Origin of the sequence: Gramella sp. KN1008 (assembly GCF_004332155.1) — a bacterium.
Taxonomy (GTDB): Bacteria; Bacteroidota; Bacteroidia; order Flavobacteriales; family Flavobacteriaceae; genus Christiangramia.
Genome location: NZ_SJDV01000004.1, coordinates 457,207 through 470,806 on the forward strand (window position 1 = coordinate 457,207; position 13,600 = coordinate 470,806).

Sequence of the window (13,600 nt, forward strand, 5' to 3'; positions counted from 1 at the left end):
GGCAGTCTTTGGACTAATCTTATTCTAAATGGTTTAAAGAATCATTAAGAAATCTTGATTTTCATATCATCGTCTTCTTTAAATACCTCTATCATCTTATGTTTTCTAAGCCCTTTCAGGGATTTATCCCATTTTTTATTGCTTAAACCTGATTTCTCCTTGATCTCGTTCAGTTCAAAGATCTCATCGGCCTTTAAAAGCTTATAAACTGCTTTTTCGTCTTCATTCAGTTCTACCGCTTTCTTTTCAGGCTTCATCTGTGGGAAGAATAATACTTCCTGAATGGACTGTTTATTGGTAAGGAACATGATCAATCTGTCCATTCCAATCCCAAGTCCGGAGGTAGGAGGCATTCCATATTCCAGTGAACGAAGGAAATCATTATCGATGAACATCGCTTCATCATCACCTTTTTCAGACAGTTTTAACTGCTCTTCAAAACGCTCTCTCTGGTCTATAGGATCGTTTAGCTCAGAATAGGCATTTGCGACCTCTTTTCCGCAGACCATAAGCTCAAAACGCTCGGTAAGTTCGGGATTCTCACGGTGTTCTTTACAAAGCGGACTCATTTCCTTGGGATAATCGGTAATGAAAGTAGGCTGAATAAAGTTACCTTCACATTTTTCTCCAAAGATCTCATCAATAAGTTTTCCTTTACCCATGGTGTCATCAACCTCGATTCCCATTTCTTTGGCAGCATCGTAAAGTTCTTTTTCCGATTTTCCCGTGATATCAAATCCTGTATATTCTTTGATTGCATCGGTCATTGTAAGCCTTTCATAAGGGGCCTTGAAATCGATCTTATGCTCTCCGAAAGTTGCTTCGGTAGTTCCGTTCACAGCAATTGCACAGTGCTCAAGAAGCTTTTCGGTGAACTCCATCATCCAGTTATAGTCCTTATAAGCCACATAGATCTCCATAGCCGTGAATTCAGGGTTGTGGGTTCTGTCCATTCCCTCATTCCTGAAATTCTTTGAGAACTCATACACCCCGTCAAATCCGCCTACTATAAGCCTTTTCAGATAAAGCTCGTTAGCGATCCTTAGATATAATGGAATATCCAGTGCGTTGTGATGTGTTACGAAAGGTCTTGCCGCAGCGCCTCCGGGTATCGACTGAAGGATTGGGGTCTCAACCTCAAAATAGCCTTTTTCATTAAAGAAATTCCGCATGGCGTTGAACAGTTTAGTTCGCTTAACGAAGATCTCTTTAACCTTCGGATTCACGGCAAGATCAGCATAACGCTGGCGATATCTTTGTTCGGGATCGTTAAATCCGTCATGCACATTTCCTTCCTTGTCGATTTTAGGAAGTGGAAGGGGTCTGATTGATTTGCTAAGAAGATGAAAGTCTTTCACCATCACCGTCATTTCCCCAACCTGGGTCTTAAATAGCTCTCCTTCAATTCCGATAAAATCACCTATATCCAGCCATTTCTTATAGAAATCGTTGTACTTAGACTTGTCTTCACCTGTGCAGATTTCATCCCTGTTAAAGTAAACCTGGATCCTTCCTTTGGAATCCTGTAATTCGGCAAAAGATGCTTTTCCCTGAATTCGCCGGGACATTAATCTTCCTGCTATCACTACTTTTTTTCCTTCCTCGAAATTCTCCCTGATATCGGTTGTAGTATGATCTACCGGAAAAAGATCGGCAGGATATGGATTAATACCGGCTTTTCTAATAGCCGATAGTTTTTCTCGTCTAATTTGTTCCTGTTCTGATAATTGCTGCATATAATTCTATTTGTGCATTCAACAAAATGCGGATGCAAATATAGTGACTATCAGCCTGCCACACAACGCAATTAAAAGCCGAAATAATAATTCTATCTTTGCATGAAAATTCTGCCAATGAGTATCTGGAGAGTGATCTTATCGGTGTTGTTTCCGCCGTTAGCAGTCTATGATAAAGGCTGTGGTTCTATAATTATTGTATTGATCCTTACCCTGTTAGGTTGGGTTCCGGGAGTGATAGCCGCTTTAATTATTCTGAACAATCCTAAATCTTAGTTATGAATAAGGAAGTTGAGGTTAGATATTTAGGAGTAAAAGATTATAAAGAAACCTGGGATTATCAGGAAGCACTTTTTAAAAATACGCTGGATCTTAAAATAAAGAACAGGAGGGAGGAAACTAATATTCCCACCAAAAACTATTTTCTGTTCGTTGAGCATCCACACGTTTATACACTCGGAAAAAGCGGTGATGCTGAAAACCTGCTGATTTCAGAAAAAGAACTTCAGGAAAAGAACGCGACTTTTTATAAGATCAACAGAGGAGGGGATATCACCTATCATGGGCCCGGTCAGATAGTAGGATATCCCATACTGGATCTGGATAATTTCTTTACCGATATACATAAATATTTACGGCTTCTTGAGGAAATGGTGATTCTCACTCTTGCAGAATATGGTTTGAAAGCTGAAAGGAGTCCGGGAGAGACTGGCGTCTGGCTGGATGTTGGAACACCATTCGCAAGAAAAATATGCGCGATGGGCGTGAGGGCTAGTCGTTGGGTAACCATGCACGGCTTTGCACTGAATGTGAATGCTGATCTTGGTTATTTTGACAATATTATTCCCTGCGGAATTAAAGGAAAAGCTGTAACTTCTATGAATGTGGAGTTGGGCAGGAAGGAAATTAGTTTAGAAGAAGTTGAAGGTAAGCTTTTAAAACATTTTAAGAGCCTGTTTGAAGCAGAATTGATTGAGAATGCATGAAAATTCTATCAATACTAAACTTAATCAAGTGTATTCTTTTTAGAAATGATTTCTTTGCTGGTACGGTGACAATAATCTAGAGCTCTTTTTGCTCGCTGAAGTTGTATAGTGCCTCTGATCTTCATTAAAAAACTTTCGGAATCCAGATCCGATCTAACGGCTATGGCGTTTTTTGCTAAACTATCAGAGAAGCTTGAAAATGCTTCTATCTGGCACAGTTCATCTTTATTCAAGATGTCCCCTGCATCCAGTCTTTTTTTGTAAGTAAACAGTTTTTCATATAAATTGAAGGATTGTACCACTACAGAGTCTATGCTTTCAATGCCTACATTTCCTGAAGGCCTCTGCAGTTTTTTCTGTGAATACAGTTTAGCCGAAACGTTCAATAAAATAAAGAGTATGAGTAACTTTAAACGCATACCTGGCAGCTTAATATTTATGGTCTCTTAAAGTTAGCTATAGTGCCTAAATATTCTGATAGGGGAAGGCCCTTAAAACTTAATTTATAGCTTATATATAAGAATTTCGTTTGCTTCCCCCTGTACAACAATTTCCAGTCTGGAATCGAGATCGGCATTGGCGATGTCTACCGGGGAAGTACCGTAGACCGGAAAGCCTTCGAGTAATTTACCTTTACTATCAAAAACATACACTTTCTGAGTCTGCGTATCTGTTATGGCTATTAACGTGCTTTTCTGAAATTTGAAGATCTGCGGATGAGTATATAAACCATAATCCAGTTCCAGTATTTTGCCATTTATGGAAAGTTTATTTTCATTCAGGTAAACCAGGTGCTTACCGGTGGCAGCGACCCTGTTATTCTCTGCCAGTTGAAGATTTTCTTTAGAAACCTGTCCCTGTTGTGAAATTTCTATAAGCTCATTCTGGGGAGCCGTGGAGATGAATTTATCTTCATAGCCGTACCATTCGTTTTCAGAGAATTCGAAAGTTTCCGTCACAGGAACTCTCGTGTTTCCCTGCCGGCTTAAAATATGAAGTTTCCCTGATTCTTCTGGTACCAGGATATAATCCTTGGCGCCTAATCGTATATGTTTAGGAGCCTGAATGATTCTGCTTTCGGTTCCGTTAAAATCAAAACCTTTGATGGCCTTCCCTTTTGGTCCAACCATATAAACCCGGTTGTTTTGAGTAAGTACAAAACGATAGGTACGGTTTTTATCATAATCAAAGACTGCCAGGGGCTGAGTTAAAGCATTGTTGAATTTTATGGGAAAACCTTTCACTTTATTGCCGTCCCGATCCAGAACCTCCAGATTATACCCGGTGGAAAATGCCAGTTGCTGGTTGCCGTTCTTAAACAGATCCACCTGATAAACAGGACTGGTAATCTGACTGTCCAGTTGTTCTTTCCAGAAGAGATTTCCCTTGTTGGATATGAGATGGAGTACATTATTCTCATCCTGCACGGCTATATCCATCTGATCTGTACGATGATTCTTGAAAAATACCGGATTTGTTGCCAGGGGCTTATCAAGTTTGAATGAATTAACCTGTTCTGGACCATTGCTAATAGCAGCAGATTCAGAATTAGAGAAAACCCCGTGAAGGTGTGCAAAATCCCCTTCACTTATGACCTGAAAAGCGGCGAGGCTGTTCTTCCTGAATTTTAGCTTTCGGGATTCGGAGTCTGTTTTGGTGAAATCGATAAATTCAGGAAGCCTTGTCACAAACAGCATAGAAGATTCTGAAGAAAGTGATGTCATCAGTTCATTAAAATGTGTTCTATCTGAAATCACAGCTGCATTCTGAAAATTTGTAAGGACCTTTTTTAAGACTTCAATATTTGGGGTAAGGATGATAAAGTGATCTATTATAGTATAGAATTTATTCGGTTCGATATTGAGGAGACCGGAGAATGTCTTTTGAAGTTTTAAAGGTTCGTTTAATTCAATTATGGAAGATCCCCGGTAATTTTCAATATCCGTGCCCAGTCCGGCAAGGGACTCCTTAGCAGCTTCAATTTCGATAGCGTTTAATATGATAGCGTCTCCTTCTTTTAATCGAATAGAAGTGATTTCTCTGGTATGGGTAAGAACCTCTGGGTAATCTGGAGAAATACTATCTTTTCTTGAATTTTGAAGCCTGGAATAGAATTTATCAAAAGAGGAATAGCTCAGGGCGTACATGCTCAGAAAATCGTCTGGACATACCTTTGCACTTTCGATATTTTTTGGACTGGTATCAGAAAATACCTTGAAAAATTTATCCGCATCGGCCAAGGCAATGCCGTTAACCTTAATCTCTGAGTTTGTTAAATCCAGATCCAGGACGCTCCATTCTGCAAAATCGTTGAAACCTGGGTACTGCAGTTCCTGGAAGAAACCAGATATCTCTTCAAGTGCGCCATGTCTTATGAAAATGGTTGATTTATTGGGGTCGGAAGCATTGTAGGCTTTTTGAAAAATCTGGTCTTCAAGTATTTTTTCGTTGTTTCCAATATCCAGGATAAGTTGCCGGGAATTGCTTATGATCGCTGAGCTTCCTTTTTCATGTAGAAAAAAAGTATTTCCCTCTAATTCAATCTTTTGAAAACTAATATTCCCTTCTTTTATCGTTTCAATCGACTTGTTTCTTACTGAATCAAGCTGGATAAGAGTGGAATCCTTTTTTGTTTGTAAGGTATAGGTGAAAGTTTTGGAAGTAAGATTTGAAAAGCTTATCCCTGTTTCTCCCTGGGTATTCAGGTATTTAATGAAATCAAGCTGAGAACCGATCTTTGCTTTTAATGGGAATGAACTGGTTTTTAAAAACTCGTTGCTGTCAAGTTGAGTAATAAAAGATCCTAGATCTTTAGTTGCAATAAAGATTTCAGTGCTCTCAGGAATATGATCAGTTAAATTAAATGATGTTTGTGTTTTATTAGAGCAGGAAAAAATTGACAATGCAAGAAACAGTATGATCAGTTTTTTCATAGGTCATGGTTGGTTTCCTTGCAAAAATAAGAAGTTAGAAGTCAATCGTCAATTGATCGGGTAGTAGTTTAAAACTTTTCCTGTGATATTTTGTAGGGCCATATTCTTCTATTGCCGCTCTATGTTCCTTTGTGGGATAGCCTTTGTTTTTTTTCCAATTGTACATAGGGTACTCCTCATGAATCCTTTCCATATACGCATCGCGATATGTTTTGGCAAGGATGGAGGCTGCCGCGATACTCATATATTTTCCGTCGCCCTTAATAATACATTCATGAGGGATGTCTCTAAAAGGTTTGAATCTGTTCCCGTCAACGATTATATGGTTTGGAGTTTTGGTTAACTTCTCTATCGCCCGGTGCATTGCAAGAATAGAAGCGTTCAGGATGTTTATTTTGTCTATTTCTTCCATGAATACATGCGCCACCCCATAGCATACAGCTTCTTCTTCCAGGCAAGCTTTGAGACTATTCCTCGTAGCGTGGTTTAATATCTTGGAGTCGTTAATTAGGGAGTTTTCAAAACTTTTCGGCAAAATAATAGCTGCGGCCGTTACCGGGCCGGCAAGGCATCCTCGCCCGGCCTCATCGGTGCCTGCAACCGATAGTTTTAAATCATAGAATGATAGCATGTTTCAAAAATATTAAGAATTTATTAATAATGCCCCGTGCTAATTTTTAAAAATCCGAAATTTTCAAGGTTCCGATCGATTCTGGCAAGAATCAGAAGGTAAGCGTCATTTTTATTTAAAATAATTTTGGTTTATTAAGAATTAATTATGATTTTTGGCTCGGCTAATTCAAATTTAACAAATAATGAAAAAAAGATTAAAAGGATTTCTAACACTCCTGTTAGTGTTAGTTGTGCAAATTGGTTTTGCGCAAGAAAAAACCGTATCAGGTACGGTTGTAGATGAAGATGGTTTGCCCATGCCCGGGGTGAATGTCATTGAAAAGGGCACATCGAATGGTACTCAGACAGATTTTGATGGTAACTACTCAATATCTGTGGCTGCAGGAGATGTACTTTCATTTAGCTATGTTGGATTCGCAACTCAGGAAGTAGTTGTGGATGCTGCTAATGAGTACAATGTAACTATGGAGATAGATGCTGCTTCACTGGAAGAAGTGGTTGTAACTGGGGTAGCTGGGGCTACAAGTCGTAAGAAACTATCGGTTACGGTAAACAAAGTAGATAGTGATGACCTTGAGGTGATCCCTGCTACTTCTGCTGCTTCAGCCCTTCAGGGTAAAGTAGCTGGTGTTAACATCACAAATTTTGGTCAGCCAGGTTCTGGAGCAACGATTCAGCTTCGTGGTGCCACTAACCTTTTCGGAGGTCAGGAGCCATTGATCTTGGTTGATGGGGTAATCGTAGAAGGAGGTATCCAGGATATCAACACTGACGATATCGCTTCTTTCGAAATTGTAAAAGGTGCTTCTGCATCTGCTCTTTATGGATCTCGTGCAGGTAACGGGGTTATCGTTATTACGACCAAAAGAGGTAAGTTCAATGAGGATGGTCCACAGGTGACATTGAGAAATGATCTGGGATTCTCAGAACTTCCAAATCAAATCGATTTAAGTGAGTCTCATTTTTATGAACTGGCAGATGATTTCGATTCAGCCAGAGGCTTGTATACCAAATATGATGGAGTTGACTATCCATCGGACTATCCTGGATATGGTAACGTTGGTCTATCAGGAGCAAGAATAGAGTCTGCAGATCACTATCAGGATAATCCTTTTGGGGTGCTGTATGATAACCAGGAGAAGTTCTTCGGAACCGGGATAGACAATACAACCTATGTGTCTGTTTCTAATGCTTCTGAGTTTGCTAATCTTTTCTTTTCTGCTGACAGAACTGAGAACGAAGGTATTTTTGTTGAGACAGGTGGATATAAGAGATATTCTGCAAGGTTGAATGCAGATTTCAGAATTACCGACTGGATGAAGTTAAGTACTAACAATAACTATATTAGAACGAACAATGAGACTCCGGGTGGTACAACCGATGGAACACTTTTTGATCTTTCTATTATAGATCCGGACGTGAATTTGAACGCCCCTAACCCTGATGGTCAGCCTTATTATTATCTTCCAAATCCATGGGCGTCTACAACGACCAACCCATTGTACCCATTGGCTACAAACAGGGAAGAGGCTACAAGAAACAGGTTCCTAGGTTCATATAACCTGAACATCAAATTTGCTGAACCATTGAATCTTGATCTAGAGTATGCTGTTGAAAGCACTACCTGGAATAATGATGATTATAATCCTTATACGGCTTTCCAAACTGGAGGTTTGTTGAATGGCGAGGATGTAGGGTTTAGTTACTCTAAAGGAGATTTCTCAAAAGAAAGCAGTTATTCGCTTTCTCAGAAAGCACAGGCTACTTTAAACTATACAGATTCTTTTGGTGAATTAAATGTAGCGGGTAAACTGAGCTACTTATTAGAGGATAACCATTATGAGTATTATTATGGTTTTGGTCAGGATTTTATTTATCCTGGTGTTATATCTTTAGATAACTTTTCTAATGCGAATACTTATACTTCGTCAAGCTTGATAGATGAAAGAGCTCACAATGCTTTCGCTATCATAGGACTGGACTTTAAAGATAGATATATCCTAGATGCTATGTATCGTATGGATGGGTCTTCCTTATTTGGAGAAAATGAAAGATGGAATAGTTACTATAGAGTATCTGGAGCTTACCGTATTAGTGAAGATTTTTATATCCCTGGTATTCAGGAATGGAAAATTCATGCTGCTTTGGGTACTGCCGGTCAAAGACCTGGATTCTCTTGGCAATATGATGCAATTGGTTTAGCAACTGGTAACCTGGCTACAAATCGTATCAAGGCAAACCCGGATCTAAAACCTTCTAGAACTACTGAATTGGAATTTGGAACAAATATCCAGTTCCTTGATAGATTCACTTTTGAAGGAGTATATGCAAAAGCTAAAACCGAAGACCAGTTCATGTTAGTTGATATTTTTGCTCCTGCAAATAATGGTGCTAACAGACAGTACCAAAATGTTGGAACCGTAGAATTCAATACGCTTGAACTTAGTCTTGACGCTAATGTTATTAAGCAAAAAGATTTTAGATGGGATCTTGGGGTTCGTTTTAATAAAACTGAAAACGAAATTACCGATCTTTACGTAGATCCTATTACTGTAGGACCAGGAGGAACTAACACCCCGGGTGTTATCTTCCGTATCAAAGAAGGGGAAGAGTTTGGAGCAATGTATGGTTATCAGTTTGTAACTTCTTTAGATCAGATGGCGCAGCAACTTCCTGAAGGAGCTACTATTGGTGATTACGAGATAAACTCTGATGGATATGTGATTCCTGCCGGAACTGAAGGAACTGTGGATGAGAAACCTCAAATCCTTATAGGAGAAGATGGAACTCGTCTATATGATAAGATCGGTTCTCAGAATGCTGACTTTAATATGGGCTTCACTTCTAATCTTGGTTATAAAGGATTTAACTTCTACATGCTTTGGGATTGGAAGAATGGTGGAGATATTTATAACAGACAGGGTCAGTGGTTAACCAGAGATAACCGAAATGCTATGATGGATATGGCCGGAGTGCCAGAAGGAGAGAAAAAGACCTATGATTATTATCAGGCTCTTTATGATGTAAATCAGGAGAATAAAGTGTGGGTAGAAGATGGTTCTTATGTAAAATTAAGAGAAGCTTCTCTATTCTATTCATTCAAGAAAGAACAGCTTTCTGGTATTGCTAACGGATTCTTTGATGGATTAAGATTAGGGGTAACTGGAAGAAATCTATTGATCTTCTCTGATTATTCTGGATGGGATCCTGAGGTACAGAGATATGATTCAGTAACTCAGAATTACTATGCAATTGATTATGGAGTATACCCAGTGCCAAGATCTTACACTTTCTCAGCACAAATTAAATTTTAAAAAAATTATGAAAAACTTAAAATATACATTATTAGCGGTTTTTACCGTAATGTTCTATTCCTGTGACGACTTTGAGACTGATCTCGAAGTAGATAACTTGGAACAGCCTACCAGTAAGCAAATTGGTATTCAATCAACAGCCGATAAGCTTTTTCAAAATTGGTATAACACTGTTCATGCTTACTATGGTCCAGGATTGGCGATGGTTACTATGGCAGATCAGCAAACTGCATCCTGGGGTAATGCTGGGATGAGAGATATGTCCAGTGAGCCAAGAGTGGCGTGGAATAATAATTCAACTTATGGTAACTCAAGAGTAACTGAGGACTACTTTAATTCTTTACATTCAACTCTTGCTGATGCCAATGCTATTATGAATGGTATCGAGGGAGATGGTGTATTTGATGATGAAGATAAATATGAGTCTTTAGCAAGATTTGGACAGGGAGCATCTTTAGGATATTTAGCTTTAGTGTTTGACAGAGTTTTTGCTTCAGATGAAACAGGTTCTCTTAATAATGGAGAAGCTTTATCTTATAAGGAAGCTACCCAGCTCGCACTTGATAAAATAGATTTGGCTATTGCAGCTGCTGACAGGGGAGATTTCACCCTTTCAACTCAGGTTAATGGCATGACTTTATCCAGTGATGAGTGGAGTGCTTTTCTAAACAGTTTTGCTGCCAGGATTTTAGTGAATAGCGCTAGAAACCAGGAGGAGAGAGATGCTCTGGATTGGAACAGGGTTCTTGCTTATACTCAGAATGGAATATCTCAGGATATAGAGGTTCTTAGTGATGGTTGGACAACCTGGTATGCAGAATGGGTTTACTATTCTATTTTCCCTGGATGGTTGCGTACAGATCTTCGTATTATCAATTTGATGGATGAAGATTATCCAGACTACTGGCCGCAAGGAGCAACTGTATTGCCTGAGGCAAGTAGTGATGATGCTCGTCTAGCCTTGGATTTCGAATATTTGACTTCTCAGGATTTCCCACCAGATAGAGGTACTTATCATTGGAGTACTTACCGTCACAGCAGATATGATTTTATTACTGCTCAGGGATGGCAGGCACCTCATACAGAAATGCTTATGACTGAAAATGAACTGTATATGGCTGAAGCTTATCTTCAAGCAGGAATGTTGCAAGAGGCTGCCGATGTTATCAATGCCGGTTCACGTGTTGTGAGAGGTACTTTGGATCCGGTGGCTGTTGATGCTGATGCTATTGAAGAAGCTATCTTTTATGAAAGAATGATTGAGCTAATGCATACAGGAGTAGGGCTTGCTTACTTTGAAATGAGAGCTCAGGATTTACTTCAGTCTGGAACTCCAAAGCACTTTCCAATACCAGGGGCTGCCTTAGATGCTGCTGGAATACCAGTTTACACTTTTGGAAACGGTCAGGGAGAAGCTGGAGTTGATTACTCTGACGGAGGCTGGAGATAATCAGTTATAATTAGCCTTTTTTAAATAATAAAACCACCCGCCTAAGGCGGGTGGTTTTTTGTTTTATCTAACTTCCGCTATCTTGCGCTAAATATTATATTTTTGCCTGAATAGTAGTGTTTATGAAAAAATTCTTTTTTTGCCTTTTTGTGTTCTTAAGCATTCAGGCCACGGCTCAACAGCCAGATCGTATTCCTGGTGAAAGAAATGTGAAGGAAAAGGATACTCTGCCTTCTATAGATCTCTATAAGATCATTTCTGTAGGAAACGACACTACTCATCTCGATACAACTCTTAATATTATAAAGGACTATAAGTTCAATTATCTGCGAGAAGATAATTTTGAGTTGCTCCCCTTTTCTAATACCGGTCAAACCTATAATAGGCTGAGTTATCGAAAGGATTATAAGAAGACATTCCCATTATTTGGTGCCAGGGCTAGGCATTTTAATTTCATGGAGGTGGAGGATATAGATTATTATCACGTGCCTACACCGTGGACTGAGTTCTATTTTAAAACAGTACCGGAGCAAGGGCAACAGCTGGATGCCTTTTTTACGATAAATACTTCCAAAAATCTCAATATGTTCATAGCCTATAAAGGGACAAGGGCGCTTGGGAAATATCAGCATATACTAACCAGTACGGGAAATCTTAGGCTTGGCTTTAGTTATGATTCCGATAATGATAAATATCACGCCAAAGCGCATTTTGTTTCCCAGGACCTGTTAAATGAGGAAAACGGAGGTTTAACTTCACAGGCTATAGAGCAATACATTAATAAGGAACCTGAATTTGATGATAGATCTGTTCTGGATGTTAAGTTTCAAAATGCCGAAAGTGTTTTGTTTGGAAAAAGGTTTTTTATTAATCATGAATACGAAATCACTAAGGTGCGTGATTCTGTAAATAAGCTTAGGCTGGAACATACTTTTGATTTCAGTTACAAGAAATTTGTTTTTCGTCAGCAATCTGCGGTGAATGCATTGTTTGGAGAATCCTTTGAATCTTCAAATCTAAAAGACATCACCAGGCTCGAGAAATTATTTAATGAGGCTTCATTAAATTATTCCAACAGCTTATTGGGTGAGCTTGCTTTTAAAGCAGGACATACCAATTATGATTATGGGTATAATTCGGTATACATAAAACCGGGAGACACTATTGGGAATCGTTTAAATGGTAATTTGCTTCATGTTGGAGGATCATATAAAAAACAACTCGGAGGTTTTGCTCTGGAAGCCGATGCTAAACTAAACCTTTCTGAAGACATACCGGGAAATTATCTGGCTGCTTCGGCCTCTTATGATTTTGACGAAAATAACGGGATTAGGTTTGGGATTAATCAGAATAGTAGTGCTCCTAATTTAAATTATCTTCTTTACCAGAGCGATTATGTTGAATATAACTGGCAGAATGATTTTGAGAATGAAATCTCCCAACGGATTTTTGGTGATTTCAGGTCGCGCCGATTCGGCTCTTTATTCGCAAGTATATCTCAGGTGGAGAATTATACCTATTTCTCTCTTGATGCTGATGGTGGCGTAAAGCCGTTTCAGGCCGGGGAGCAGGTGAGATACCTGAAGCTTAAAGCAGAAAAGGAATTTGATCTTGGTCTTTTTGGTTCCTATAATACAGTGATGTATCAAAATGTATTGCAGGGGGTAGGTGTTCTTAATCTGCCAGAGTTTGTTACACGTAACTCCATTTATTATAAGGATCACTGGTTTGATAAGGCGCTTTATTTGCAAACTGGCTTTACCCTGAAGTATTTCTCAAAATATCAGATGAATGCTTATGATCCCGTGCTGGCCGAATTTTATGTGCAGAACTCTCAGGAATTGGGAGGTTATCCTGTAGTTGACTATTTTTTTAATGGTAAAGTAGATAAAGCTCGTATCTTTTTTAAGTTAGAACACATTAATGCCTTGCTTGACGGAAATAATAATTTTGCGGCTCCGTCTTATCCATACACAGATTTTCTTGTCCGTTTCGGGCTTGTTTGGGATCTTTTTCTCTAAAGTGTATTCTTTTTAATTGCTGAATTCTCTTCTTATTAAAGTTTCGGTTGAGTTTTTCCTGATTAGTGTGGTTCGACACTTGTTTAATTCTTTGTTTTTTGGCTTAAATGATCATTTTAGAATAAAAGTGATTAATATTTGAGAAAGCTATTGTGCAATTAAAAAACCACTGTATATTTGCACCCGCTTTGGAAACGAAGCAATGTTCACTGAAAGTATTGGAGACGGCTATGGCCGGGTGTTGAGCGAAAGATCAGGCTAAAAAAAAGTTGATTTTTTATTTGGTTTGTAATGGAGAGTCACCTTACATTTGCACCCGCTTTGGGAACGAAGTGATGTTCATTTGGAAGGGGTTGTGTAGCAGGTAAGGGTTTTGTGGTTGAGCGCTTTAGCTTGAAATCAAAAATTTTTCTAAAAAAGTTTTGGTTGGGAAGAAAAAAGCGTTGTATATTTGCACCCGCTTTCACAGAGAGCAGCCGTTCAAGAATTACAGATTGAGAGTTATAAGAAACAGCCGTTTGGGGCGA

General features: G+C 38.9%; 10 protein-coding genes. 5 read left to right on the plus strand and 5 right to left on the minus strand.

What is annotated here, in order from left to right:
* Nucleotides 1–44: 44 nt before the first annotated feature.
* Nucleotides 45–1,736, minus strand: coding sequence for a lysine--tRNA ligase (gene lysS / locus EZJ28_RS10240; RefSeq protein WP_131397495.1), 1,692 nt, complete (start codon nucleotides 1,734–1,736; stop codon nucleotides 45–47).
* A gap of 117 nt (nucleotides 1,737–1,853) precedes the next feature.
* On the opposite strand from lysS, the gene EZJ28_RS10245 reads away from it, so the two are divergent.
* Entirely contained in the window at nucleotides 1,854–2,012 is a 159-nt protein-coding gene (locus EZJ28_RS10245; protein ID WP_131397497.1) for a YqaE/Pmp3 family membrane protein, read from the plus strand.
* Nucleotides 2,013–2,014: 2 nt separating this feature from the next.
* Nucleotides 2,015–2,722, plus strand: a complete 708-nt coding sequence (gene lipB, locus EZJ28_RS10250) for a lipoyl(octanoyl) transferase LipB (protein WP_131397499.1) — start codon at nucleotides 2,015–2,017, stop codon at nucleotides 2,720–2,722.
* A 20-nt stretch (nucleotides 2,723–2,742) separates the two neighbouring features.
* Here the strand turns inward: lipB and EZJ28_RS10255 are convergent, their stop codons facing one another.
* From EZJ28_RS10255 to EZJ28_RS10265, 3 genes are all read right to left on the minus strand, one after another.
* On the minus strand, nucleotides 2,743–3,141 hold the full coding sequence (locus EZJ28_RS10255; protein WP_131397501.1) for a hypothetical protein: 399 nt from the start codon (nucleotides 3,139–3,141) through the stop codon (nucleotides 2,743–2,745).
* Between the two features lie 84 nt (nucleotides 3,142–3,225).
* Nucleotides 3,226–5,655: a hypothetical protein gene (locus tag EZJ28_RS10260; RefSeq protein WP_131397503.1), complete on the minus strand. Its 2,430-nt coding sequence runs from the start codon at nucleotides 5,653–5,655 to the stop codon at nucleotides 3,226–3,228.
* Nucleotides 5,656–5,689: 34 nt separating this feature from the next.
* On the minus strand, nucleotides 5,690–6,286 hold the full coding sequence (locus EZJ28_RS10265; RefSeq protein WP_131397505.1) for a ribonuclease HII: 597 nt from the start codon (nucleotides 6,284–6,286) through the stop codon (nucleotides 5,690–5,692).
* A 184-nt stretch (nucleotides 6,287–6,470) separates the two neighbouring features.
* Between EZJ28_RS10265 and EZJ28_RS10270 the strand changes: the two genes are divergently transcribed.
* The 3 genes from EZJ28_RS10270 to EZJ28_RS10280 all read left to right on the plus strand — a co-directional run bounded on the left by EZJ28_RS10270 (nucleotide 6,471) and on the right by EZJ28_RS10280 (nucleotide 13,073).
* Nucleotides 6,471–9,602 carry a SusC/RagA family TonB-linked outer membrane protein gene (locus EZJ28_RS10270; RefSeq protein WP_131397507.1) on the plus strand — a complete coding sequence of 1,044 codons (3,132 nt, stop codon included), beginning with the start codon at nucleotides 6,471–6,473 and terminating at the stop codon, nucleotides 9,600–9,602.
* Nucleotides 9,603–9,609: 7 nt separating this feature from the next.
* Entirely contained in the window at nucleotides 9,610–11,052 is a 1,443-nt protein-coding gene (locus EZJ28_RS10275; RefSeq protein WP_131397509.1) for a hypothetical protein, read from the plus strand.
* Nucleotides 11,053–11,174: 122 nt separating this feature from the next.
* Nucleotides 11,175–13,073, plus strand: coding sequence for a putative porin (locus tag EZJ28_RS10280; RefSeq protein WP_131397511.1), 1,899 nt, complete (start codon nucleotides 11,175–11,177; stop codon nucleotides 13,071–13,073).
* A 299-nt stretch (nucleotides 13,074–13,372) separates the two neighbouring features.
* Here EZJ28_RS10280 and EZJ28_RS16110 read toward each other — a convergent pair.
* A partial coding sequence (locus EZJ28_RS16110) for a hypothetical protein (protein WP_207388454.1) occupies nucleotides 13,373–13,600 on the minus strand: 228 nt, incomplete at its 5' end.

Bases quoted from the DNA above. Each gene is read 5' to 3' on its own strand.
- EZJ28_RS10255 (WP_131397501.1), bottom strand. From the start codon at position 3,141: ATGCGTTTAAAGTTACTCATACTCTTTATTTTATTGAACGTTTCGGCT.
- EZJ28_RS10275 (WP_131397509.1), top strand. From the start codon at position 9,610: ATGAAAAACTTAAAATATACATTATTAGCGGTTTTTACCGTAATGTTC.
- EZJ28_RS10280 (WP_131397511.1), top strand. From the start codon at position 11,175: ATGAAAAAATTCTTTTTTTGCCTTTTTGTGTTCTTAAGCATTCAGGCC.
- EZJ28_RS10265 (WP_131397505.1), bottom strand. From the start codon at position 6,286: ATGCTATCATTCTATGATTTAAAACTATCGGTTGCAGGCACCGATGAG.
- EZJ28_RS10270 (WP_131397507.1), top strand. From the start codon at position 6,471: ATGAAAAAAAGATTAAAAGGATTTCTAACACTCCTGTTAGTGTTAGTT.
- lysS (WP_131397495.1), bottom strand. From the start codon at position 1,736: ATGCAGCAATTATCAGAACAGGAACAAATTAGACGAGAAAAACTATCG.
- EZJ28_RS10245 (WP_131397497.1), top strand. From the start codon at position 1,854: ATGAGTATCTGGAGAGTGATCTTATCGGTGTTGTTTCCGCCGTTAGCA.
- lipB (WP_131397499.1), top strand. From the start codon at position 2,015: ATGAATAAGGAAGTTGAGGTTAGATATTTAGGAGTAAAAGATTATAAA.
- EZJ28_RS10260 (WP_131397503.1), bottom strand. From the start codon at position 5,655: ATGAAAAAACTGATCATACTGTTTCTTGCATTGTCAATTTTTTCCTGC.